The sequence below is a fragment of the Sphingopyxis sp. P1IMeth2 genome, assembly GCF_900185685.1.
Taxonomy (GTDB): Bacteria; Pseudomonadota; Alphaproteobacteria; order Sphingomonadales; family Sphingomonadaceae; genus Sphingopyxis; species Sphingopyxis terrae_A.
On sequence record NZ_FYAT01000012.1, the window covers coordinates 788584 to 810951 of the forward strand.

Consider the following 22368-nt stretch of genomic DNA (forward strand, 5'->3'; position numbering starts at 1 on the left):
TATCGCATGTTTTTCGGCTTCCTCGACGAGCTTCGCGCCGCGGGCATTCCCGCCAGCCTGAAAGAGCATTTGATGCTGCTGGAGGCGCTCGACCGCGAGGTGATCGATCGCAGTCCCGAGCAATTTTATTATCTCAGCCGCGCCATCTATGTGAAGGACGAAGGGCTGCTCGACCGCTTCGATCAGGTCTTCAATAAAGTCTTCAAGGGGCTGCTCACCGATTACGGTCAGAACCCCGTCGACATCCCCGAGGAATGGCTGAAGGCCGTTGCCGAGAAATATCTGACGCCCGAGGAGATGGAGGCGATCAAGGCGCTCGGCGACTGGGACGAGATCATGGAGACGCTGAAGAAGCGGCTCGAAGAACAGCAGAAGCGCCACCAGGGCGGCAACAAGTGGATCGGCACCGGCGGCACATCGCCCTTCGGCAATTCGGGCTATAATCCCGAAGGCGTGCGGATCGGCGGCGAAAGCAAGCACAAGCGCGCGCTGAAGGTGTGGGAAAAGCGCGAGTTCGCCAACCTCGACAACACCAAGGAACTCGGCACCCGCAACATCAAGATCGCGCTGCGCCGCCTGCGCAAATTCGCGCGCGAGGGCGCGGCCGACGAACTCGATATTCCCGGCACGATCGAAGGGACCGCGCGGCAGGGCTGGCTCGACATCCGTATGCGTCCCGAACGGCGCAACGCGGTCAAGCTGCTGCTTTTCCTAGACGTCGGCGGATCGATGGACCCGTTCATCAAGCTGTGCGAGGAATTGTTCAGCGCCGCGACGAGCGAATTCAAGAATCTCGAATTCTTCTATTTCCACAACTGCCCTTATGAGGGCGTGTGGAAGGACAACAAGCGCCGCTGGTCCGAACGCACGCCGATGTGGGATATCCTCCACAAATATGGCCACGACTACAAGCTGGTCTTCGTCGGCGATGCGTCGATGAGCGCTTATGAAATCACCCATCCGGGCGGCAGCGTCGAACATTTCAACGAAGAATCGGGCGCGGTGTGGATGCAGCGCATGACGCACGTCTATCCCGCCGCCGTGTGGCTGAACCCCGTTCCTTCGGCGCAATGGGGCTACACCCAGTCGGTGAAGCTGATCAAACAGTTGATGAACGACCGCATGTATCCGCTGACGCTGGCGGGGCTCGACGACGCGATGCGCGAACTGACGCGCAAGCATTGAGCCACGGTTTTCTTTAATCGTCATTGCGAGGGCCGAAGGCCCGTGGCAATCCGGAGCCTGCGTCAACCGCCCTGGATTGCTTCGCTCCGCTCGCAATGAAGAGAAACAAGGCTCCGAATGATCGATCTCCCTCTCGTTACAATCCTTCTGCTCACCGGCTTCATCAACCTGATCGGTGCGCTGGCCTATGCCGCCCGCATCGCCGGCGTGCGGACGCGGCGGATCGCGATGTCGTTCGCGCTGTTCAACATCCTCGTGCTCTTTTCGCGCACCTCGAACAGTTTTCTGGGGCCGTTCCTCGCGAAGCGGATCGAAACGCGCATCCATGACGGCAGCGGCGCCTCGCTGTTCCTCGACATGCAATTGGTGCTGGCGGCGGCAAGCGTCGCGACGCTGCTCGGCATCCTGCTCGTTCCCACCGGCCAGCGCATGTTCGCCGCGGCGATCGGCTGGTACCAGAACAACCGCTCGACGACGCGGCTCGCGATGAAGGCCGTCAGCCCGAGCGGCCTGCGCACGATGCGCCAGTCGCTTCGTGTGCCCAGCCTTGGTCACCTCAAAGCCTGGCGCATGCCCAAGGGGATCGGCTGGGGGGTCCTGATCGCCAACTGCCTCGCGCAATCGCTCCTCGCGGTCGGCGTCGTCGCGTCGCTTTATGCGGGCTATCTCGCCCCCGAATTCCGCGTTACCGCTTCGCAGCTTTCGGCACTCATCAACGGCTTCGCGACGATCCTGCTCTTCGCCTTCATCGACCCGCAGCTGTCGGTGATGACCGACGACGCGGTCGAGGGCAAAGTCGACGAGGGCGATTTCCGCCGCGCGATCACCTTCATCTCGCTGAGCCGGCTCGCCGGCACGATCCTCGCGCAGGCGCTGTTGCTGCCCGCCGCGACGCTGATCGCTTACGTTTCCGTGCATGTCTGACGCGCCGATGCGGCACAGCCGCTTTCACGCCGTCCGCACGCGGCTGGAGGCGATGGCGGTCGAGCCCGGGCCGCGCGGCTGGTTTCTCGAATTTCTGGTGTTCGGCTTCAAACAGGGCTGGGCGTGCCTGTTCGGCGCGCTGATGCTCGCGCTTTTGCTCGGCACCCATCTATTCTGGCCCGCCAGCGCGCCGGTCCACCGCTATGACGCGATCACCATCGGCGCGGTGCTGACCCAGCTCGGCATGCTCGCGTTCCGGCTCGAGACACCGCGGGAAGCGATCGTTATCCTGATCTTCCACATCGTCGGCACCGTCATGGAGCTGTTCAAGACCGCCGCGGGGTCATGGCAATATCCGGAAGGCAGCCTGCTCCACATCGGTGCGGTACCGCTGTTTTCAGGCTTCATGTACGCCGCGGTCGGCAGCTATATCGCGCGCGTCTGGCGCATCTTCGATTTCCGCTACACCGGCTATCCGCCGATGTGGACGAGTTACGCGCTTGCGGCCGCGATCTATGTCAACTTCTTCGCGCACCACTGGCTGCCCGACATCCGCTGGCTTTTGTTCGCCGTCACCGCGCTTCTCTTCTGGCGTTGTCAGGTGTGGTTCCGCCCGCTCCACATCCACCGCCGCATGCCGCTGCTCGTCGGCTGGGGCCTTGTCGCGCTGTTTATCTGGTTCGCGGAGAATATCGGCACCTTCGCGCGCGCCTGGACCTATCCCAGCCAGGCCGATGGCTGGCACATGGTGGGGTTCGAGAAGCTGGGCAGCTGGTATCTGCTGATGATCATCAGCTTCGTACTGGTCAGTCTGGTGCAGCAACCGAAGGGGCCGGATCAACCAAACGGCTGATCGATCGAGGGCGGCGGCTCGCTGAACCATTTCGGGCCGCTGTCGGTCATGTAGAAGCAATCTTCCAGCCGGATACCGAACTCGCCGGGAATATAGATGCCGGGTTCGTTCGAAAAGCACATGCCCGCCGCCAGCTTCGTGGTTTCGCCGCGCACCAGATTGACCGGCTCATGTCCGTCGAGGCCGATCCCGTGGCCGGTGCGATGCGAGGTGCCGGGCAGGCGATAGCCCGGCCCCCAGCCGAGCTTCTGGTAATAGGCGCGCACCGCATCGTCGACCGTTCCCGCCGCCGCACCGATTTGCGCCGCGGCGAAGGCGACGTCCTGCCCCTTGCGCATTTCGTCCCACACCTGCCGCTGGCGCGGGCTTGCCTTGCCGTAGACGAAGCTGCGCGAGATGTCGGACTGATAGCCGTGCACGGTCGCGCCGCAGTCCATCAGCACCACCTCGCCCGCCTTCACCGCCTGCGGCTTGCCCGATCCGTGCGGATAGGCGCTTGCTTCGCCGAGCAGGATCAGCTCGAATTCGCTGTTGCCGCCCAGCGCACGCGTCGCGGCGCGCATGATCGCGCCAATGTCGGCCGGGGCCATCCCCGCCTCGATCCGCGGCGCGGTGTGGCGATAGGCAGCGATGGTTATGTCGCTCGCGACCTGCATCAGCGCGAGTTCGGCCGCCGACTTGATCATGCGGCAACCGCGCACGACCGGCGCACCATTGACGACGCGCGCCTCCGGCATTGCCTTTTGCAGCGCGTCGACCGCGAAATAGCGCACCGTCTCCTCGACGCCGATCCTGCCCTTGGCAAGTCCGCGCTTCGCCAGCCAGTCTGAAACGAAGCGCAGCGGATTTTCATCCTCGTTCCAGGTCAGCACATCGGCCGGAACGCCCAGGCTTTCGCTCACCGACGGTTCCTCGAAGAAGGGCGTGACGATCGCCACTTCGCCCTCGCGCGTCAGCACCGCGGCCGTCAGCCGCTCGCTCCGCCACCATTCGACCCCGGTGAAATAGATGAGGCTCGACCCCGGCTCGATCAGCAGCGCGCCGATATCGTTCGCGCGCAGCAACGCCGCCGCCTTCGCAATCCGCGTCTTGCGTTCGTCGGCACCGATCGGGACGGCCTTTGCCGCGAGGTTGGGGAGGCCCGCGGTGTCGGCAGCGAGCGCGGAAATCGGCACACTCGCCGCCAATCCGGTCAGCGCCGCCGTACCCAGAAATTGCCGCCGCTGCATCGCCATCCCCTTATCCCTGGTAAATCAGCAAATCCGCAATCTCGTCACGCCACGCCGCCTCGTCGGGCAGCGCCAGCGCGTCGAGGTCGCCCGGCGCTGCCGCCGCATCATCGACCCACTCGCGCAAGTCGGACCCGCCGTTGATCACGTCGATCGCAAGCACATCGTCGGTATATTCATATTTGAAATCCTTGCCGCGCCAGATCGGATAATCGGGATAGAGCGCGCGGATCGCCTTGAAGCCCAGCGCCTGCACGCGCCACGGGCGGAACGTCGCATGGTCGTACCACGGCCCGTCAGCGTGGATATGGATGCCGCTGTTGAGCTGTCCCTTATGCTTGTGAAAGGTCGGCTCGAACCAGATGTCGCGCAGTTTGCAGCCCGTCAGCCATTCGGGGGCGAGCCGGTGCATCTCGGCGATCACCGCCCGCGCATCGATGTCGGGCGCGCCGAAGAGTTCGAGCGGGCGCGTCGTCCCCCGCCCCTCGCTGAGCGTCGCGCCCTCGACCATCACCGTCCCGGCATAGGCGCGCGCCATGTTGACGTTCGGCGCATTGGGACTGGGGTTGATCCAAGCGCGGTCAGCGGGCCAGCCGAAACCCTGACCATCGGGCTGCCACCCCTCCATCGCGATGACACGATAGTCGACGTCGAGGCCGAAGTGGCGAAGGAACCAGTGCCCCATTTCGCCCAGCGTCAACCCGTGGCGCATCGCCATCGGCCCCGCACCGACGAAGCTTTCCCACCCGGCGCGCAGCAGCGTGCCTTCGACCGGGCGCCCCGCGGGATTGGGCCGGTCGAGCACCCATACCGCCTTGCCGTGCGCCGCCGCTGCCTCGAGGATGTAGAGCAAGGTGGTGACATAGGTGTAGATGCGGCAACCCAGATCCTGAAGATCGACGAGCATCACGTCGAACGTGTGCATCGCCTGCCCGGTCGGCCGCCGCACTTCGCCGTAGAGGCTGAACACCGGCATGCCGTAGGTCGGATCGGTGAAGTCGGGCGACTCCATCATATTGTCCTGCAGGTCGCCGCGCACACCATGTTGCGGCCCGAACACCGCGGTGACATTCACCCCCGCCGCGACCAGCGCGTCGATGCTGTGCGTCAGGTCAGCCGTCACCGACGCGGGATGCGCGAGCAGCGCGACGCGGCGCCCCTCGAGCGGTTTGCGAAGCGCCGGATCGGCGAGCAGGCGGTCGATGCCAAATGTCACGGTCATGCTGCGCCGGGTGCCCCAAGCGTCAGTTGAAAGCAATCGGGATGATGGAAGTCGGGCTTGCCGGGCGGGTGCCGCAGTGCCCAATAGCTTTTGGTGCCGTCCAGTTCCTCGATCACCGCCGACAGCGCGAGCTTGCTGCCGCGATCGGGATAGATGCCCGGTTCGATGCGCAGGATATAGAGCGCGCCGCCGCGCTCGCACGTCATGTCCCACGGCGCCAGATCGTCGCTTTTCAAAAGCGAGCGATAATCGTCAAACTGATAACAGGCCCAGCGGCCATCGGGCGCATAGTTGAACTCGGTATAGTCGGGCTGCCCCTCTTCGGTCAGAAACGCCTCGAAGCAGCTGCTCTGCCATAGCCCGTCGGTCGCCGTGTCGGCGATGACGAGCTGTCCTTCGCAGGGCGGCAGCACCAAGGCGCCGATATCGCCCTCGACCCCGAAGCGCAGCGAAAAACCGTCTTCGAACGACAGCGCCACCTCAGCCCACACCGCGCGCACCGCTTTCGCGGGCGTCCCGGGGTGGCAGATCAGCTGTGTGCGCATGCTATCCAAATCGCAAACCCCATGCTAAGCGCCCCCCGCTTTCAATGAGGCCGCCATGACGAACTATAAATCCGACCTGCTGCGCCTGCTCGACGAGCGAGGCTATATCCATCAGATGACCGACGCGGAAGGGCTCGATGCGCTTGCCGCCAAACAGGTCGTCCCGGGATATATCGGCTTCGACGCGACGGCGCCCAGCCTGCATGTCGGAAGTCTCGTCCAGATCATGATGCTGCGCCGCCTGCAGCAGACGGGGCACAAGCCGGTCGTGCTGATGGGCGGCGGGACGACGCGGATCGGCGATCCCACGGGGCGCGACGAGAGCCGCAAGATGCTGTCGGACGAAACGATCGCCGCGAACATCGCATCGATCCGCACGATCTTCGAACCCTTTCTGATCTTCGGCGACGGCCCGACCGACGCGGTGATGGTCGACAATCAGGACTGGCTGGGCAAGCTCGGTTATATCGAGCTGCTTCAGGAAGTCGGCACGCATTTCACGATCAATCGCATGCTGACCTTCGATTCGGTCAAGCTGCGCCTCGAACGCGAACAGCCGATGACCTTCCTCGAATTCAACTACATGATCCTTCAGGGGTACGACTTCCGCCATCTGTCGAAGGCGATGGACGTGCGGCTCCAGATGGGCGGATCGGACCAGTGGGGCAATATCGTCAACGGCATGGAACTCGGTCGTCGCATGGACGGCGCCGAACTCTTTGGGCTGACGACTCCGCTGCTGACCACCGCCGCGGGGGCCAAAATGGGCAAAACCGCCGCCGGCGCCGTCTGGTTAAATGCCGATCAACTGTCCCATTTTGACTATTGGCAATATTGGCGCAACTGCGACGACCGCGACGTCGGCCGCTTCCTGAAGCTGTTCACCGACCTTCCGCTTGCCGAGATCGCGCGGCTCGAAGCGCTCGAAGGCGCCGAGATCAACGAAGCGAAAAAGATCCTCGCCAACGAAGCGACCGCGCTGTGCCGCGGCGCCGATGCGGCGAAGGCTGCGGCGGAAACCGCGACGCAAACCTTTGAAAAGGGCCACATCGGCGGCGACCTGCCGCGCGTTTCGGCCCCGGCCGAAGGGATCGGCATCCTGAACGCGCTGCGCGAAATGGGTTTTGCGGCGTCGAACAAGGAGGCGCGCCGCAAGCTCGACGAGGGGGCGGTGAAGGTCGACGGCACGGTGATCCGCGACCCGCATTATCTGGTCGTGCCCGGCGAAAACGACGTGCCGGTCAGCCTGGGGACAAAGAAGCACGGGCTCGTCACGCGCTGAATCCGCAAAAAAGCGTTTACGGATTCTTCAGCAATCGCGATGATCTTCTCCGGCAAACCACAAAGGTCCGGGACGTATGCGTAAGATTGACACGAGCAAAGCCCACTATGTCGGGCTCGACCAGCGAATTGCTCCGCGCAGCGACGTTTACTGTCGCCTGCCTTTCGTGCTGCCCGACGGGCGGCAGGAAATGTGCACCTGCGTCAACATCAGCGCCGACGGCTTGCTGATGCGCTACGAACGCGGGCTGGAGCCAGGCGATCTGGTCGTGTTCCGCATGCCCATCATCGGCCGCACGGCGGCAAAGGTCGTCTGGTCGCTCGGCGGCAAGACCGGTGTGCAGTTCGAAAAATCGATCACCGCCGAAGATTATCTGCCGATGATCCGCGCCATGGGCGCCCGCGGCGACGTAAACTAGCGCTTCCCGATCGCGGCGCCCCCTCGCAGGCGGGGGCCGTTGGAGACCTGTCTCTCCGTCGTTGCGTAAACTGCCAGCGGCCCCCGCCTGCGCGGGGGCGACGCTTGCTCACCCACTCCGCAGCAGCGGCACCGCCGCATCGCGCTCGAACAGATACAGGCAAAGCCGCACCGCTTCGCCGCGCGCGCCTTCCATTCCGCCGTCGCGTTCGACGAACAGCCGCGCATCGTCATGCGCCACCGGCAAGAGGCGAACGAGCTGTTCGGGCGTCGCCAAACGATAGTCAGCATCGCCCGACTGCTTGAGCCCCAGCAATTCGCCGCCGCCGCGCAGCTCCAGGTCCTTTTCGGCGATCACGAAGCCATCGTTCGTGTCGCGCATCAACGCGAGCCGCTCGCGCGCCGTTTCGGACAGAGTCTGCGATCGCAGCAGCAGGCACACCGATTTCGCCGTTCCGCGTCCGACGCGGCCGCGGAGCTGGTGGAGCTGGGCCAGCCCGAAGCGGTCCGCATGCTCGACGATCATCAGGCTGGCGGCGGGGACATTGACCCCGACCTCGATCACCGTCGTCGCAACGAGAACGCCGATCTCGCCCGCCTCGAACCGTGCCATGACGTCATCCTTGTCCGGCCCTTTCATGCGGCCATGGACCAGCCCGACGCGCGCCTCGCCGAACCGGGCGCGGAGCAGCGCGGCGCGATCTTCGGCCGCCGCCAGTTCGCTCGCCTCGCTCTCGGCCACCAGCGGGCACACCCAATAGGCCTGCGCACCGCTCGCCAGATGCCGGGCCAGGCCGTCGATCACTTCGTCGAGCCGGTCGACCGACACGACGCGCGTATCGACGGGCGTCCGCCCGGGCGGCATTTCGTCGAGCCGCGACACGTCCATCTCGCCATGGTTGGCGAGCAGCAGCGTGCGGGGGATCGGCGTGGCGGTCATGACCAGCAGATGCGGCGGACGCGCCGCCTTGTTCGTCAGCATCAGTCGCTGGGCCACGCCGAAACGATGCTGTTCGTCGACCACGACGAGCGACAGATCGCGGTAGTTTACCGCGTCCTGAAAGATCGCATGCGTTCCGACCAATATGTCGATGCTGCCGTCGGCAAGCCCCATCAGCGTCGATTCGCGCGCCCGTCCCTTGTCGCGGCCGGTCAGGATGGCGAGATTGACGGGCAGCCCGGCGAGCATTGATTGCAAGGTCGCGTAATGCTGGCGGGCCAGAATCTCGGTCGGCGCGAGCAGCGCCGCCTGCGTTCCCGCTTCTACCGCCGTCAGCATCGCGCGCAGCGCGACAAGCGTCTTGCCCGATCCGACATCGCCCTGCAGCATGCGCAGCATCGGCGTGTCCTGCGCCATGTCGCCGGCGATCTCGCGCCCGACGCGCTCCTGCGCGCCGGTCAGGCCAAACGGCAGCCTTAGCGCATCGACCAATCGCCCGTCGCCGCGCACCGCCCTCCCCCGCCGATTGCGCAATCCCTGCCGGATCAGCATCAGCGCGACCTGACTGGCGAATATTTCGTCGTAGGCGAGCCGGTCGCGCGCCGCTTCGTCGCGCGGGCTGGCGTGGGCGCGTTCCATCGCATCGTGCCACGCCGGCCAGTTGCGGCTCGCCAGCAGCGGCGCGTCGATCCATTCGGCAAGTTCGGGTCGCCGCTCGAGCGCCACCGCCGCCAGCTGCGACAGCCGCGCATTGGTCAGCCCTTCGGTCAGCGGATAGACGGGTTCATGTTCCGCAATCCCGGCTTCGTCCCCCGGTTCGGCGACATGGTCGGGGTGCACGATCTGGCGCATATCGCCATAAAGATCGAGCCGCCCCGACACCCGGCGCTTCTCCCCCAGGGGGAACAGTTTGCGCGCCAGACCCGACGTTCGCCCGAAATAGACCAGCCGCACATGGTCGCCCGCAGCGTCGAACGCCTCGACGCCGAAGGGCGCCCGCGGCGATCGGCCGGGGCGGTAATCCTGCGCGGTCAGATCGACGATGATCGTCTGTCCCGCCTGCGCCTGATCGAGCCGGTCGACGGGCACGCGCGAAATCAGGCCGGTCGGCAGATGGAACAGCACATCGACAACGCGCTCGAGCCCCAGCCGCGTCAGCGGCTTGGCAAGCTGCGGACCGACACCCTTGAGGTCGGTCAGCGCGGCAAAGAGCGGGTTGAGGATTTCGGGTCGCATGGCTAGGGCGTGTCTAGCCTCGTCTTTCCGTTCGTGTCGAGCGAAGGAAACCCAACCTCTCTTCCGTTTGTGCTGAGCTTGTCGAAGCACCGCCCTTATTTCCAGCGGCGGAAAGAGAGAACAGCCCTTCGACAAGCTCAGGGCGAACGGTGAGTGGGGGCGATGTCCGTTTTCACTTCATCGCTTGCGCGATTAAAAGGCCCGCCATGCAAGACCGCCTCAAACGCCTGAAATTCCGTGCCTGGCACCGCGGCACGCGCGAGGCCGACTATATGATCGGCGGCTTCTTCGATCGCTATTCGGCGGCGTGGGGCGAAGACGAAATCGCGTGGTTCGAAGCCGTCGTCGAAGAAGATGACGTCGACATCATGGCGTGGGCGCTCGGCACCGGGCACCCGCCCGCGCATCTCGACCGTCCGGCAATGATCGCCGCGATGCGCCAGCTGGACTATATTCCGCTGCCATGACCCGTCCCTCCGCCGACATTTTCGCCGCCATCGCGTCGGCGTCGGCACCGCTGACGCTCGCGCGCACCGCAGACGGCTTCCTGCCGCTGCTGCTCGCCGATCTGGCGCGCGCCAGCGACAAGCGGCTCGTCTATGTCGCGACCGACGATACCGCGATGCAGGCGGTCGCCGATGCCGCGCCTTTCTTTGCGCCCGACCTTGTCATCCATCGCTTTCCCGCCTGGGACTGCCTGCCCTATGACCGCGCCGGGCCGTCGATGCGCGTCAGCGCCGACCGGCTCGCCACGCTGTCGGCGGTGCAGGCGCCGCCGAAGCGCGGCGAACTGATCCTGACCACCGTCGCCGCGATCACCCAGCGCACCCTCACGCCCTTCCGCATCCGCCAGCTCGCGACCACGCTCGCACCAGGGCAGCGGATCGATCGCGACGCGCTTGCCGAACTGCTCGTCGCCAACGGGTTCAACCGCGTCGATACCGTCGCCGATCAGGGCGAATTCGCGGTGCGCGGCAGCCTCGTCGACCTTTTCCCCGCCGGCGAGGACGCGGGGCTGCGCGTCGACTTCTTTGGCGACGAGATCGAGAGTATTCGCCGCTTCGATCCCGCCGACCAGCGCAGTCTTGGCCCCGCCAAGTCGCTGCAACTGCTTCCTGCGGCCGAAACGCTGCTCGATCAGGACACGATCAAGCGCTTCCGGTCGAGCTACCGCGAGATGTTCGGCGCGCAGGCAACCGGCGATCCGCTCTACCAGGCGGTCAGCGAGGGCCGGCGGCAGGCTGGGATGGACCATTGGCTGCCGCTGTTCGAGGAACGGCTGGCGACACTGTTCGATCATATCGACGCCGCAACCCCGGTGCTGCGCGGCCACCGCACCGACGCGACGGCGGAGACGCGCTTCGATGCGATCACCGACTATCATGCAAACCGCGTTGCGGCCGAGCGCGAGCAGGCGGGCAGCTATCGCCCGCTCGCCCCCGACACGCTTTACCTGACCTCGAGCGAGTGGGCGGCTGCCGAGCGCGACCGGCCGGTACATGTCGTCTCCCCCTTCGATGTCCCGCCCGCGCCGAACGTCATCGATCTCGAAAGCTTTGCCGCCCGCGATTTCACGCCCGAGCGCGCGGCCGACCTGAACGTCTATGACAAGGTCGCCGACCATCTGTCGGACGAACGCCGCAAGGGCCGCCGGACGATTATCGCCAGCTATTCGGCGGGCGCGCGCGACCGCTTGTCGGGGCTGCTCAGGGACCATGGCGTCAGCGCGCTTGCCTCCGCCGACAGCTGGCAGGAAGCACTCGGCACCGCTTCGGCCGATGCCGGCGGCGCGACCGCAATGGTCGTTCTTCCGCTCGACCACGGCTTCGCGAGCGACGCGATCAGCCTGCTCACCGAGCAGGATATTCTCGGCGAAAGGCTGGTACGTCGTCAAAAGCGCCGCAAAAGCGCCGACGCCTTCCTCGCCGAACTCGCGACGCTCAGCGTCGGCGATCTCGTCGTCCACCTCGATCATGGCATCGGCCGCTACGAAGGGCTGACGTCGATCCCGGTCGGGAAAAGCCCGCACGATTGCGTCGCGCTCACTTATGCGGGCGGCGACAAGCTCTACGTCCCCGTTGAAAATCTGGACGTCCTCTCGCGCTACGGCGGCGAGAGCGACGGGGTTGCGCTCGACAAGCTCGGCGGCGAGGCATGGCAGCGCCGCAAGGCGCGGATGAAAGAGCGCATCCGCGAAATCGCTGGCGAACTGCTCGCGACCGCGGCGCAGCGCGCGCTCCGCCCCGGCGAAGTGCTGGCGCAGGACGCCGCTTATCCCGCTTTCGCCGACCGTTTCCCCTACCAGGAAACCGACGATCAGGACCGCGCGATCGGCGACGTGCTGGAGGATATGGCGTCGGGCCGCCCGATGGACCGGCTCGTCTGCGGCGACGTCGGTTTCGGCAAGACCGAGGTTGCGCTCCGCGCCGCCTTCGTCGCGGCGATGGCGGGGGTGCAGGTCGCGGTGGTCGTGCCGACGACCTTACTCGCGCGCCAGCATTACACGAACTTCGTCGAGCGTTTCAAAGGCTTCCCTGTCAACATCGGCCGCCTGTCGCGTCTCGTGCCCGCGGGCGAAGCGCAGAAAACGCGCGACGGCCTCGCCAGCGGGCAAATCGATATCGTCGTAGGCACCCACGCGGTGATCGCGAAATCGGTGGAATTCCGTAATCTCGGCCTCGTCATCGTCGACGAGGAGCAGCGTTTCGGCGTCGTCCACAAGGAACGGCTGAAGCAGCTCAAGGCCGACGTCCATGTGCTGACGCTGACGGCGACGCCGATCCCGCGCACCTTGCAGATGGCGATGTCGGGGCTGCGCGAACTCAGCGTCATCCAGACGCCCCCGGTCGACCGTCTGGCGGTGCGCACCTATGTCGCGCCGTGGGATCCGGTGGTGATCCGCGAAGCGCTGCTGCGCGAGCATGACCGCGGCGGCCAAAGCTTCTTCGTCACCCCGCGCATTAAGGATCTGCCCGACATCGAGGAGTTCCTGCGCACCCGCGTCCCCGAAATCAAATATGTCGTCGCGCACGGCCAGATGGCGCCCGGCGAAGTCGAAGAGCGCATGAGCGCCTTCTACGATCGCAAATATGACGTGCTCGTATCGACCACGATCGTCGAAAGCGGCCTCGACATTCCGAGCGCCAACACCTTGATCGTGCACCGCGCCGACCGTTTCGGCCTTGCCCAGCTTTACCAGCTCCGCGGCCGCGTCGGCCGGTCGAAGACGCGCGCCTACGCGTACCTCACGACGCCCGAGGGCGGCGCGATCACCGACACCGCCGAAAAGCGGCTCAAGCTGCTCGGCGATCTCGACACCTTGGGGGCCGGCTTCCAGCTTGCCAGTCACGACCTCGACATTCGCGGCGCCGGCAATCTCGTCGGCGACGAACAGTCGGGACATATTCGCGAGGTCGGATTCGAACTCTATCAATCGATGCTCGAAGAGGCGATCCTCGTCGCCAAAGCCGAAGGTGCCGGCGTCGCACCGCCGCGCGAGGCCTTGTCGCCCGTTATCACGGTCGATGCGCCGATCCTTATCCCTGAAGATTATGTACCCGACCTGCCGCTACGCATGGCGCTCTATCGCCGCCTCAACGAGGCCGAGGACCGTACCGGGCTCGACGGTTTCGCGGCCGAGATGATCGACCGCTTCGGCCCGCTGCCGCCCGAAACCGCGAACCTCATCCAGCTCATGGAGATCAAGGCGAACGCGAGGGCGGCTGGCATCGCCAAGCTCGACGTCGGCACCAAGGGCGCCCTCGTCAGCTTCCACGGCGACCAGTTCGCCAATGTCCCCGGTCTGATCGCCTATGTCGAGCGGCTGAAGGGTCGCGCGCGCATCCGGCCCGACAACAAGCTGTCGGTGAGCGGCGACTGGGTCAGCGCGGGCGCGCGGCTCAACGGCGCACTGCAACTGTCGAAAGGTTTGGGGAAACTCGCACGGCAGGCGAGCTAAGACGGCCGCTATTGCGGACTTATTCCATCAGCCCCGGCAGTTCGCTTCCCGGCACCGGCCCCGACTTCAGAAAGCCCTGCCAGGTCGCAACGCCCAGTTCGCGCAGCCGCTCGAGTTGGCGTTCGTTCTCGACCCCTTCGGCGACGACGAGCAATCCAAGCGCACGCGCAAGGTCCACGATCGCGCGTACCACGATGCGGTCGCGGTCGCTGCCGTCGATCGTGCGCGTGAAGCCATTGTCGATCTTCAGATAGTCGATCGGCAGCCTGGCGAGCAGCGACAGGCTGGAATAGCCCGTTCCGAAATCGTCGATCGCGATTGCGCAGCCAAGCGCCCGGATTTGGGCAAGCTGTGCCGCTGCGCTGGCCGGATCGCTGAGCATTGCCTGTTCGGTGAGTTCGAGCGTCAGCCGGTCGGGATCGACACCAGTGGCCTTGACCATCGCCGCGAAACGGTCGGCGAAATCGGGATCGCCGAGGTCGGCGGCGGTGATGTTGAGCGACACGCGAAGCTTGCCGAGCGCCCGCGGCCAGCCGGCGATCTCGGCCAGCGCGACGCGATGCGCATGTTCGGTAAGCTCGCGTTCCATGCGCGCCGCGCGCGCTGCGGTAACCAGCGGTCCGGCGCCGAGCAGGCCGAGTTCGGGATGTTGCCAGCGCAGCAGCGCCTCGACCCCGATCATCGCTCCCGTCGCGACCTCATATTGCGGCTGATAGAAGATTGCGACCTCGTCATTGGCGAGCGCCGACTTGACCATCACACCGTCGCGCGCCGACGCGGGACGTGCGAGCTGGTCGGCAGCGGCGCGAAGCTGCTCCTCGACGGGCTCGTCGCGCGTGATCAGCGCCGTAACGATGCGAATCGCAAGCCGGCCATTCGGATCGCCGACCATCGGTTCGGCCAGCGCGACGTGCAAAGCCCGCTCCTGCGCGCGCAGCGCTCCGAGCGATAAGGGCACCGCAGGCACGATCAGGAAGCGCGGCCCCTCGAGCCGGCCGACGAACGAGCCATGACCGAATTCGTCAGCGGCAAAGGTTTCGAGCCGGCGCGCGACTTCGTCGAGCAGCGCGTTTCCGGTCTCGGTACCGGCGCTATGGTTGATTCGGGCGAGCTGGTCGACCTGGACCAGAATGACGCCCGCGTCGGCGCCGTGCCGACCGTGGAGATTTTCAAGGTGCCGAACGCTTTGTGCGTTCGTGTCAACTGTGCGATTCATTGGCGCCCCCTAGCAGGCTTTGCTTGCCAATCTCTTCCCTTTTGCACCATCATTCAGGCGATGGCCGCAAATTCCGCCCCGCCTGTCGCTCCACTCACCGACGGTCACGGTCGGCGCATCACCTATTTGCGCCTGTCCGTTACCGATCGCTGCGACCTCAGATGTCGGTATTGTATGGCCGAGGAGATGCAGTTCCTGCCTCGATCCGCGGTCCTCAATATAGAAGAAATGGGCGTACTTGCCGAACGCTTTGTTGCGCGCGGCGTCCGCCGTATCCGCCTCACCGGCGGCGAACCGCTCGTACGGCGCGGAATCGATCTGCTCGCGGCGCAACTGGGCGCGCTCATCGGCCGCGGGCTCGACGAACTGACGCTGACCACCAACGGCATGCGGCTGGCCGACCATGCTTCGATGCTTGTCGAAGCGGGGATTCGCCGCGTCAACGTCAGTCTCGACACGCTCGACCCCGACGCCTTTCGCCTCATTACGCGCGTCGGCGAACTCGCTACGGCGCTGCGTGGCATCGCCGCAGCCCGGGCCGCCGGGTTGGCGGTGAAGATCAACATGGTCGCGCTGGCAGGGCTCAACGAAGACCAGCTTCTGCCGATGCTCGACTGGTGCGCCAACGAGGGCTGCGATCTGACCCTCATCGAGACCATGCCGCTGGGCGAGGTCGCCGATGAGCGCAGCGATCATTATATTCCGCTCCACCATTTCATCGCGCCGCTGCGCGCCGATCGCGCCATCTTTCCGGTCGATCGCCACACCGGCGGCCCGGCGCGCTATTTCGGGATCGAGGACAGCCCGGTCACGCTCGGCCTGATCACCCCGCTCAGCGATAATTTCTGCACCAGTTGCAACCGTATCCGCCTGACGGTGGAGGGGCGCATCTATATGTGCCTCGGCCAGGACGACCATGTCGACCTGCGCGCGGCGCTGCGTGAAGGGGGCGATGTCGATGGCTTGATTGATGCCGCATTGGCTGGCAAACCCCGCGCGCATGACTTTCAGATCGAACGAAAGTCCACACCGGCGGTCGCGCGTCATATGAGTGCAACGGGCGGTTAGATCACGCCCCAGGGGGACCAGATGCAACGCAAGATCGCGCTCGTCGCGTCGAATGCGCCCGTGGCGATGGAGGCGGAGGCCGAGCTTCGCCCGCTTTACGATTTCGTCGACCTTGGCGAAGCCGACCTGCTCATCGTGCTCGGCGGCGACGGCTTCCTGCTGCACATGCTGCACCAGCTTCTCGATCAGCGGCGCAGTTTGCCCGTGTTCGGGATGAACCGCGGCACCATCGGCTTCCTGATGAACGAATTTCGCGTCGAAGGGCTGATCGACCGTATCGCGAGCGCCCGCCCCTTCCTGATCCACCCGCTGCAGGGCGATATCACCACGATCAGCGGCGAACGGCACATCCTGCCGGCGATCAACGAAATTTCGCTGCTGCGCGAAACGCGGCAGGCCGCGAAGCTTGAGGTGCTGATCAACGAAAAGCAGATGCTCGAGGAACTTGCCTGCGACGGCGTGCTCGTCGCGACCCCCGCGGGTTCGACCGCCTATAATCTGTCGGCGAACGGCCCTATCCTGCCGCTCGAATCCGAAATGCTCGCGCTGACCCCGATCAGCCCGTTCCGCCCGCGACGCTGGCGCGGCGCGCTGGTTCCCGAATCGACGCGCATCCGTTTCAACGTCCGCGAAGCCGCCAAGCGGCCCGTCAGTGCGGTCGCCGACCAACGCGAAATCCGCGACGTGAAGACCGTGCTCGTCACCACCGATCGCAGCCGGCCGCTCACGCTGCTCTTCGATCCCGATCAGGGGCTCGACGAACGTATCGCGATGGAACAATTCATCGTTTGACTGCTTGCGCGGCCGCCGGGCGCGGCTAGCATCGCCCTTCACATGAATGGGGGAATTTCATGCGTCTGACCATGCTTGCTCTTTTGCCATTGCTCGCGTCGCAGCCGGCCTTCGCCGAATCGTGGCGGCTTGCCGCCTATTCCAGCAACGCGCCGCAGCTTGTCTATCTCGTCGATATCGATTCGGTGCAGCGGTCGGGCACCACCGTCACCTTTCGCCAGCAGACGCTCTACGAAAGCACGACCGATGCGCGCGATTTCGACCGCACGATGACCACGCGGCAGGCCGACTGTGGTTCGAACACGTCATTCATGCGCGACAGCAGCTTTTACGTCGCCGGCAAATATCTGGATACCGAAGCGGGGCCGTCGGACACGACCACCGCGCAGTCGGGATCGGTGCTGCGGCAGTTGGTCGATACGGTCTGCGGCCGCTCGGACTATTTCTCGCTTATCCTCCCGACGCCCGAAAGCTGGGTGCGCGAAAAATTTCGGACGGGCTTCTGAACGATCCGTAAAAATTGCCGTACAACCCCCTTGCAAAATGATCCGCATGGCGGCAAAGGGGCCGCCTTGCCCGCCTCGGCGGGCTGCTCCTCGGTAGCTCAGCGGTAGAGCAATCGACTGTTAATCGATCGGTCGTAGGTTCGAATCCTACCCGGGGAGCCAAATATAGCATCTAAGATATTGAATTTAGATGTTTTTCAGAGCGGTCACCAAGTTGGCCCCACATCCATCCCCACAAAATAAACTTGCTGCGTCCTACCCCGCCGCCTAGATTATTGTTGCCTCGCGACTGGGACCGATCTTTCAATCGCCTTGGAAAATCCGATTCTGATCCCGAACGAATTTTCTCTCGCTAATCTGCGACTCATCCAGGGGATCTCGTCCCGCCTCTTCTCACTGAGTTCTTCAGCCATCCATCCAGTTGATCGTTCGAGCGGACGGCTGCGGCCGGGTCTGCCGATTCTCTACCAACAAATAGCATGCAATTCGATCGAGCTGCGGCGCTGCCAATTGGAGCGATATGAGATTGAGAAACGCTCACGATCGGATTTGAAGCTATCATTCGTGTGGGGACCAAGTCTGCTTGGTATTGTTTAGGGCCAATGGATATTGCCCCATAGCTGGGGCGGCAGGTCGATTTCCGAGTTTTCAAAATATTGAAATATCTGATTTTTATTCCCCATTTTTGGCTCGTTCGCCAAAATGATGCGCGGCAAAGTGCGCGAAGTGAGCGCCGGGAAAGACAAACTCCGGAAGCATGACCGCGAAGAACCCGACTTCGATTCGATCAACTTGGTTATGCGCACCTGAGCTGACCGTGCTGAAGGCTATGGCAAGCGGCTCGCATCCGATGTCTGACCAAACCCTGCACTGTGGCAATCACACCTGAGGGACCAGGCTACGGGTTTCTCCTGCACATATATCGATGGCGGCGATCCAACCTAGGTGCGACCAATCTAGCGGCGACCCGTAACCTTTCGGCCGCTTGCAACGAACCACTTTGTAAGGATCGGCTCTGTCCAGCCGACTGCATTCTGGCGCTATCCGCGCAGAGGGAAGCCAGCGCACCGCAAAGTGCGCGCTGAGTGGGGGAACGGCAATGAACGCAATATTGAAGCTCTATGACCGTGCGGTGTTGGCGGTTAGCGGGTGCAAGCCCGAGAACCTGATGTTGCTGTTCACGCGCCTAGTGCTTGCGGGCGTATTCTGGCGATCGGGCCGCACCAAGGTCGAAGAGGGAAGCTGGCTTTCGATCAGCGACTCCACCTATTTCCTCTTTCAGGAGGAATATTCGGGCGTTCCCCTGCCCAGCGAGTTCGCGGCATTGGCGGCGACGATGGCGGAACATCTGTTCCCGGTCCTTTTGGTGCTCGGTCTGTTTACGCGGCTGTCGGTGCTGGCGCTGCTTGGCATGACCGCCGTTATCCAGATCTTTGTCTATCCCGACGCTTGGTGGCCGGTGCATTCATTGTGGGTCGCGCTGGCGCTCATGTTGATCATCCGCGGCGGCGGCACGATCGCGCTCGACTCTCCAGTGGCCAGGGCATCGCGCCGGTGATCGCCGATGAGCCGACTATGGCGCGATTGATGGCGATGTCGCAGCGGGGCGACCGGCGCGCTTATTCCGCGCTGCTCGCCGAATGCTGCCGGTGGTTGAAGCGCTATTATGTCCGGCGCATCGCGCCACCCTATCTCGACGATCTCGTGCAGGACACCTTGCTGTCGTTGCACCGCAAGCGCGAAAGCTATGATCCGGCGAGGCCATTTCTGCCATGGCTTGCCGCGATAGCGCGCTATCGGTGGGTCGATCACCTGCACAAGATCTATAAGGCCGACGAAGTTACGTTCGACGAAGGCTTCGCGGGCGATGATCACGAACCTGATATTGCCGCCCGGATCAGCATCGAACGGCTCTTGTCGTATCTCACGCCGTCGCAAGCACGCGCCATTGAGCTGGTCAAGATCGAAGGCCTGTCGATCAGCGAGGCGGCATCGGCAACCGGCCAGTCGGAATCGCTGGTCAAAGTCAATATCCACCGCGGCCTCAAGCGGCTGGCGGCCATGATCGAGAAAGAATAGCAATGCGCAAAGCCGACAACATCGTGATTTCCGAACTGGTCGGCGACCTGAGGCCGATTCGTCCGCTTGGCTTTGCCCGCGGAGTTGGGCTGGCAATCGCCAGTGGAGGGTTTGCAGTTGCCGCGGTGGTCGCGATCGCGGGGCTACGGCCGGACGTCGCGGGCGGATCGCTCAATGCGCTGTTCCTGATCTCGGCGGGCCTGTTCCTGATGCTTGGTATCGCCTCGTCAGTCACCGTGATCATGATGAGCCGTCCGCAAGTCGGCGCGAACCACGATGGTTGGGCGTGGCCGGTCGCGATGGCGGCGCTACTTCTATTCAGCGCCCTGTTGATGAGCGTTGGTAACGCCGATCGCGCGCTCGCCGCGTCCGCGCCCCAACATGGCATCGACTGCCTTGCTTGCGGTATCGGGCTAGGGTTGATCAGCGGCGCGGCGCTCACCCTCTGGCTGCGCCGCGGCGCCGCTACCTCCCTAACCCTTGCTGGTCTGCTCACGGGAATCGCCGCGGGAAGCTTCGGAATTTTCGCCTATTCGTTCCACTGCCCGATCAGCAACATCTTTCATGTCGGCCTCTGGCATAGCCTTGTGGTCGTTGCGAGCGCCGGAATCGGCCGACTGGTCGTGCCGCCGCTGATCCGCTGGTAAATCGAATGAACGGCGAAACATAGGGTCCCCGGCCGACGCGCAGGCCGGCGACCCGGTTGGCCATTACGAAATCCCGAGGCTGGCGATTTTCTCGTCGAGATCGATCGGGCGCGAGGCCAATATATCATTGCCGGACTCGCAATATGTGACGCCGCCCGAAGCGGCAGCGATCACCGCCAGCCTGGCATCGCGCTCGCGCAGCATGCCCGCGATCTCGTCACGGTACAGCGCGACCATCGCGGTCAGGAACCGGTTGACGGCAGCATCCTCTGGGGTTCGGTCGACGCTGTAGCGGGGCAGATGCTCGATCACCACCTCGGCGGAATAAAGGAATTCGTCGGTCACCCAGCGATTGGTCGCGAACCAGCCGATCGGGATCCCCTGTCCATCGATCGACAGCCCCGCCACATGCGCGACATGGGCGGCGGCATCTTCGCCTTCCGGAGGCTGAGCAATCGGACGGGCCGAGGGGTCGATCTGGGTGCGGTGCAGGAAGAGATGAAAATGCCCGTGCTCGCGCTCGTCGCGCTCGCCGGGCGGGTGGACATGATAATACCAGCGCGAGCGGGTGATCGCGTCGCGTGCGTCATCGTCCGGGTAATGCGCCCACCAATGGACGTCGACATCGGGCAGTACGCGCAGCATCAGCGGCCGCGCTTCGCGCGCCATCTCGACAATCGTGTCGATCACGACGGTCGCGGCATCGATCGGTTCCATATCTACCCCTTCGACAACTGCTTGTCGGAATAGCGCCCTGTCGACAGATTATCACCAGCCCGCGGCGCACTGCTACCGAAGGCGCGGGACATTCAGCGGACCGTGCTGGTCTCACGCACGTGCAATCCCGGGTCAGCGTCGGGTGTGCGTCCTACGCGGGAAAGCGGCGACAACCCTTCGGGCGGTCGCCGCTTCCGCATCGCACTTCCTGGGTGGGCGAGACTTTGTTGCTCGCCGAGCCGTCCCGCGGAGTGACGAACGCTGCTATTTCTTTGCCGCACAAGGCTTGGCGACGCAGGGTTTGGCACCGCAATCCTTCGCCGCGCACGGCTTCGCAGCACATTCCTTGGCGGCGCACGGCGCGGCGGCACAGGGTTTCGCTTTGCAATCGCTCGCTGCGCACGGCGCCGCCGAGCAATTATCCACCATGCTGCCATCGTCGGCAAGCTCGGCCGTCGCCGCAGCGGGCTGCTCGGCAGGTTCGCCGCTTGAGCAGGCAGTGGTGGCCATCGCGAGCCCGCCGGCTACCGCCAGCATCGATGCGAATTTTGTTGTTTTCATTTATTTGCTCCCTGTCATTTGGGCTGGAAAGCGGCTGCGGCAGCGCCCCTAGGCCGCATCCGAAACGCCGAGCCTCGGGCCGGGCGAATGGCCATGATCTGCCAAAGCCCTGCGCGCACGAACCGCGACCGGCGGATCGAAGCGGCGCCCGCCCGGTCGGCCTTGGCTCGTCTCGGTTCAGGTTCGCGCGCAAAGCTGGCACGGTTACAGTCGCCGAATATTTTCCAGATCATTGTGAAGTCCGGCGGACGGGAGCATTGTCCGACATGCGGTAGGCCGCGCCACCTGGGAGAAGGCTGAGAGGTGACGCGGCGCGGCCGAATTGGGACGATCCGGCCTCACCCCCGGTTCGCGGTCGGGGCGCATCCGGTTACAGACACATAATATTGCCAGCCGAGCCCCTAGGTCAGCATTGTCTTGAACGGTCATTCCATATAAGGACACGGCCCGACGGGCACGGTGGCCACCGGCGCTCGCATGAGATGGCGGAGCGTGGCAATGACGGGCTTAATTGCATATTCACTGGACGGGGCGCGTATCGACGTGGCTGCAGTCCATGCGCTGCTGACCACCGCCTATTGGTCGCTCGGCATCCCGATCGAGACGGTCGCGAAGGCGGTTGCGCACTCATGCTGCGCGGGCGCCTATGACGGCGAAGGCAGGCTGGTCGGCTTCGCCCGCCTCGTTACCGACGAGGCCACTTTCGCCTATCTGTGCGATGTCGTCGTCGATCCGGCCATGCGCGGGCGCGGCGTAGGCAAGGCCTTGGTCGCCTTGCTTCTGGGCCAGGAGTTCATTGCCGGATTGCGCCGCATCGTGCTCGCCACGCGAGACGCCCACGGCCTCTACGAACCCTTCCGTTTCCGGAGCCTGTCGGCCCCGTCCTCGTTCATGGAAATCGTGCGGCCCGCGATTTATGACGCCGACCAATCTCACCGAACAGCGGCCGCACAATAGTCTTGACCGTTCGTTCCAAACAATCTATTGCGCA

21 protein-coding genes and 1 tRNA gene are annotated in these 22368 nt (G+C 64.4%); 16 read left to right on the top strand and 6 right to left on the bottom strand.

Going from position 1 to position 22368, the window contains the following annotated elements; genetic code table 11:
- Nucleotides 1-6: 6 nt before the first annotated feature.
- The 3 genes from P1IM2_RS10745 (at nucleotide 7) to P1IM2_RS10755 (ending at nucleotide 2962) form a co-directional block, all read left to right on the top strand.
- The gene (locus tag P1IM2_RS10745; protein WP_186402416.1) at nucleotides 7-1185 is read left to right on the top strand and encodes a VWA domain-containing protein; all 1179 of its coding nucleotides are present in this window, start codon (nucleotides 7-9) and stop codon (nucleotides 1183-1185) included.
- A 117-nt stretch (nucleotides 1186-1302) separates the two neighbouring features.
- Entirely contained in the window at nucleotides 1303-2109 is an 807-nt protein-coding gene (locus P1IM2_RS10750) for a lipid II flippase Amj family protein (protein ID WP_082819764.1), read from the top strand.
- Entirely contained in the window at nucleotides 2102-2962 is an 861-nt protein-coding gene (locus P1IM2_RS10755) for a DUF817 domain-containing protein (RefSeq protein ID WP_186402417.1), read from the top strand. The genes P1IM2_RS10750 and P1IM2_RS10755 overlap by 8 nt, the downstream gene beginning before the upstream one ends.
- Here P1IM2_RS10755 and P1IM2_RS10760 read toward each other — a convergent pair.
- Genes P1IM2_RS10760 through P1IM2_RS10770 form a run of 3 tightly spaced genes read right to left on the bottom strand, consistent with a single transcriptional unit; the run spans nucleotide 2947 to nucleotide 5958 of the window.
- A complete protein-coding gene (locus tag P1IM2_RS10760; protein ID WP_186402418.1) occupies nucleotides 2947-4197 on the bottom strand; it encodes a Xaa-Pro peptidase family protein in 1251 nt (416 codons plus the stop codon). The genes P1IM2_RS10755 and P1IM2_RS10760 overlap by 16 nt on opposite strands.
- 4 nt (nucleotides 4198-4201) lie before the next feature.
- The gene (locus P1IM2_RS10765) at nucleotides 4202-5407 is read right to left on the bottom strand and encodes an exo-beta-N-acetylmuramidase NamZ domain-containing protein (RefSeq protein WP_186402552.1); all 1206 of its coding nucleotides are present in this window, start codon (nucleotides 5405-5407) and stop codon (nucleotides 4202-4204) included.
- A gap of 2 nt (nucleotides 5408-5409) precedes the next feature.
- The gene (locus tag P1IM2_RS10770; RefSeq protein ID WP_186402419.1) at nucleotides 5410-5958 is read right to left on the bottom strand and encodes a DOMON-like domain-containing protein; all 549 of its coding nucleotides are present in this window, start codon (nucleotides 5956-5958) and stop codon (nucleotides 5410-5412) included.
- A 55-nt stretch (nucleotides 5959-6013) separates the two neighbouring features.
- Here P1IM2_RS10770 and tyrS point away from each other — a divergent pair, with 55 nt between their 5' ends.
- Together tyrS and P1IM2_RS10780 are read left to right on the top strand one after the other, a co-directional pair.
- Nucleotides 6014-7240, top strand: coding sequence for a tyrosine--tRNA ligase (gene tyrS / locus P1IM2_RS10775; protein ID WP_186402420.1), 1227 nt, complete (start codon nucleotides 6014-6016; stop codon nucleotides 7238-7240).
- 76 nt (nucleotides 7241-7316) lie between these two features.
- Entirely contained in the window at nucleotides 7317-7658 is a 342-nt protein-coding gene (locus P1IM2_RS10780) for a PilZ domain-containing protein (protein ID WP_003039557.1), read from the top strand.
- Between the two features lie 108 nt (nucleotides 7659-7766).
- Here the strand turns inward: P1IM2_RS10780 and recG are convergent, their stop codons facing one another.
- The gene (gene recG, locus P1IM2_RS10785) at nucleotides 7767-9833 is read right to left on the bottom strand and encodes an ATP-dependent DNA helicase RecG (protein WP_186402421.1); all 2067 of its coding nucleotides are present in this window, start codon (nucleotides 9831-9833) and stop codon (nucleotides 7767-7769) included.
- 206 nt (nucleotides 9834-10039) lie between these two features.
- Here recG and P1IM2_RS10790 point away from each other — a divergent pair, with 206 nt between their 5' ends.
- Both P1IM2_RS10790 and mfd read left to right on the top strand, forming a co-directional pair.
- Complete coding sequence (locus tag P1IM2_RS10790) at nucleotides 10040-10300, top strand: succinate dehydrogenase assembly factor 2 (RefSeq protein ID WP_186402422.1); 261 nt, start codon at nucleotides 10040-10042, stop codon at nucleotides 10298-10300.
- Nucleotides 10297-13791, top strand: a complete 3495-nt coding sequence (mfd, locus tag P1IM2_RS10795; protein WP_186402423.1) for a transcription-repair coupling factor — start codon at nucleotides 10297-10299, stop codon at nucleotides 13789-13791. The genes P1IM2_RS10790 and mfd overlap by 4 nt, the downstream gene beginning before the upstream one ends.
- A 19-nt stretch (nucleotides 13792-13810) precedes the next feature.
- Here mfd and P1IM2_RS10800 read toward each other — a convergent pair whose 3' ends face one another.
- Nucleotides 13811-15007, bottom strand: a complete 1197-nt coding sequence (locus P1IM2_RS10800; protein WP_062900367.1) for a GGDEF domain-containing phosphodiesterase — start codon at nucleotides 15005-15007, stop codon at nucleotides 13811-13813.
- 60 nt (nucleotides 15008-15067) lie between these two features.
- On the opposite strand from P1IM2_RS10800, the gene moaA reads away from it, so the two are divergent.
- The 7 genes from moaA (at nucleotide 15068) to P1IM2_RS10835 (ending at nucleotide 20099) form a co-directional block, all read left to right on the top strand.
- Entirely contained in the window at nucleotides 15068-16075 is a 1008-nt protein-coding gene (gene moaA / locus P1IM2_RS10805; protein WP_186402424.1) for a GTP 3',8-cyclase MoaA, read from the top strand.
- Nucleotides 16076-16096: 21 nt separating this feature from the next.
- The gene (locus tag P1IM2_RS10810; protein WP_186402425.1) at nucleotides 16097-16867 is read left to right on the top strand and encodes an NAD kinase; all 771 of its coding nucleotides are present in this window, start codon (nucleotides 16097-16099) and stop codon (nucleotides 16865-16867) included.
- Between the two features lie 59 nt (nucleotides 16868-16926).
- A complete protein-coding gene (locus tag P1IM2_RS10815) occupies nucleotides 16927-17373 on the top strand; it encodes a surface-adhesin E family protein (RefSeq protein ID WP_186402426.1) in 447 nt (148 codons plus the stop codon).
- 87 nt (nucleotides 17374-17460) lie between these two features.
- Nucleotides 17461-17535: transfer RNA gene (locus tag P1IM2_RS10820), tRNA-Asn, on the top strand.
- A gap of 949 nt (nucleotides 17536-18484) precedes the next feature.
- On the top strand, nucleotides 18485-18931 hold the full coding sequence (locus P1IM2_RS10825) for a DoxX family protein (RefSeq protein ID WP_313906813.1): 447 nt from the start codon (nucleotides 18485-18487) through the stop codon (nucleotides 18929-18931).
- Nucleotides 18928-19452 carry a sigma-70 family RNA polymerase sigma factor gene (locus P1IM2_RS10830; protein ID WP_186402428.1) on the top strand — a complete coding sequence of 175 codons (525 nt, stop codon included), beginning with the start codon at nucleotides 18928-18930 and terminating at the stop codon, nucleotides 19450-19452. Before P1IM2_RS10825 ends, P1IM2_RS10830 begins: the two co-directional genes overlap by 4 nt.
- A gap of 2 nt (nucleotides 19453-19454) precedes the next feature.
- The gene (locus tag P1IM2_RS10835; RefSeq protein WP_186402429.1) at nucleotides 19455-20099 is read left to right on the top strand and encodes an NrsF family protein; all 645 of its coding nucleotides are present in this window, start codon (nucleotides 19455-19457) and stop codon (nucleotides 20097-20099) included.
- Nucleotides 20100-20162: 63 nt separating this feature from the next.
- Here P1IM2_RS10835 and P1IM2_RS10840 read toward each other — a convergent pair whose 3' ends face one another.
- Nucleotides 20163-20816 (bottom strand): DUF6969 family protein, encoded by a 654-nt coding sequence (locus P1IM2_RS10840; RefSeq protein ID WP_186402430.1) that lies wholly within the window; start codon nucleotides 20814-20816, stop codon nucleotides 20163-20165.
- 286 nt (nucleotides 20817-21102) lie between these two features.
- Here P1IM2_RS10840 and P1IM2_RS10845 point away from each other — a divergent pair, with 286 nt between their 5' ends.
- Nucleotides 21103-21429 carry a hypothetical protein gene (locus P1IM2_RS10845; RefSeq protein ID WP_186402431.1) on the top strand — a complete coding sequence of 109 codons (327 nt, stop codon included), beginning with the start codon at nucleotides 21103-21105 and terminating at the stop codon, nucleotides 21427-21429.
- A gap of 446 nt (nucleotides 21430-21875) precedes the next feature.
- Nucleotides 21876-22334 carry a GNAT family N-acetyltransferase gene (locus P1IM2_RS10850; RefSeq protein WP_186402553.1) on the top strand — a complete coding sequence of 153 codons (459 nt, stop codon included), beginning with the start codon at nucleotides 21876-21878 and terminating at the stop codon, nucleotides 22332-22334.
- The last annotated feature ends 34 nt before the right edge of the window (nucleotides 22335-22368 follow it).

Excerpts from the sequence above, each read along its gene's own strand:
- P1IM2_RS10745 (WP_186402416.1), top strand. The coding sequence starts at position 7 with ATGTTTTTCGGCTTCCTCGACGAGCTTCGCGCCGCGGGCATTCCCGCC.
- P1IM2_RS10750 (WP_082819764.1), top strand. The coding sequence starts at position 1,303 with ATGATCGATCTCCCTCTCGTTACAATCCTTCTGCTCACCGGCTTCATC.
- P1IM2_RS10755 (WP_186402417.1), top strand. The coding sequence starts at position 2,102 with ATGTCTGACGCGCCGATGCGGCACAGCCGCTTTCACGCCGTCCGCACG.
- P1IM2_RS10760 (WP_186402418.1), bottom strand. The coding sequence starts at position 4,197 with ATGGCGATGCAGCGGCGGCAATTTCTGGGTACGGCGGCGCTGACCGGA.
- P1IM2_RS10770 (WP_186402419.1), bottom strand. The coding sequence starts at position 5,958 with ATGCGCACACAGCTGATCTGCCACCCCGGGACGCCCGCGAAAGCGGTG.
- tyrS (WP_186402420.1), top strand. The coding sequence starts at position 6,014 with ATGACGAACTATAAATCCGACCTGCTGCGCCTGCTCGACGAGCGAGGC.
- P1IM2_RS10780 (WP_003039557.1), top strand. The coding sequence starts at position 7,317 with ATGCGTAAGATTGACACGAGCAAAGCCCACTATGTCGGGCTCGACCAG.
- recG (WP_186402421.1), bottom strand. The coding sequence starts at position 9,833 with ATGCGACCCGAAATCCTCAACCCGCTCTTTGCCGCGCTGACCGACCTC.
- P1IM2_RS10790 (WP_186402422.1), top strand. The coding sequence starts at position 10,040 with ATGCAAGACCGCCTCAAACGCCTGAAATTCCGTGCCTGGCACCGCGGC.
- mfd (WP_186402423.1), top strand. The coding sequence starts at position 10,297 with ATGACCCGTCCCTCCGCCGACATTTTCGCCGCCATCGCGTCGGCGTCG.
- P1IM2_RS10800 (WP_062900367.1), bottom strand. The coding sequence starts at position 15,007 with ATGAATCGCACAGTTGACACGAACGCACAAAGCGTTCGGCACCTTGAA.
- moaA (WP_186402424.1), top strand. The coding sequence starts at position 15,068 with ATGGCCGCAAATTCCGCCCCGCCTGTCGCTCCACTCACCGACGGTCAC.
- P1IM2_RS10810 (WP_186402425.1), top strand. The coding sequence starts at position 16,097 with ATGCAACGCAAGATCGCGCTCGTCGCGTCGAATGCGCCCGTGGCGATG.
- P1IM2_RS10815 (WP_186402426.1), top strand. The coding sequence starts at position 16,927 with ATGCGTCTGACCATGCTTGCTCTTTTGCCATTGCTCGCGTCGCAGCCG.
- P1IM2_RS10835 (WP_186402429.1), top strand. The coding sequence starts at position 19,455 with ATGCGCAAAGCCGACAACATCGTGATTTCCGAACTGGTCGGCGACCTG.
- P1IM2_RS10840 (WP_186402430.1), bottom strand. The coding sequence starts at position 20,816 with ATGGAACCGATCGATGCCGCGACCGTCGTGATCGACACGATTGTCGAG.
- P1IM2_RS10850 (WP_186402553.1), top strand. The coding sequence starts at position 21,876 with ATGACGGGCTTAATTGCATATTCACTGGACGGGGCGCGTATCGACGTG.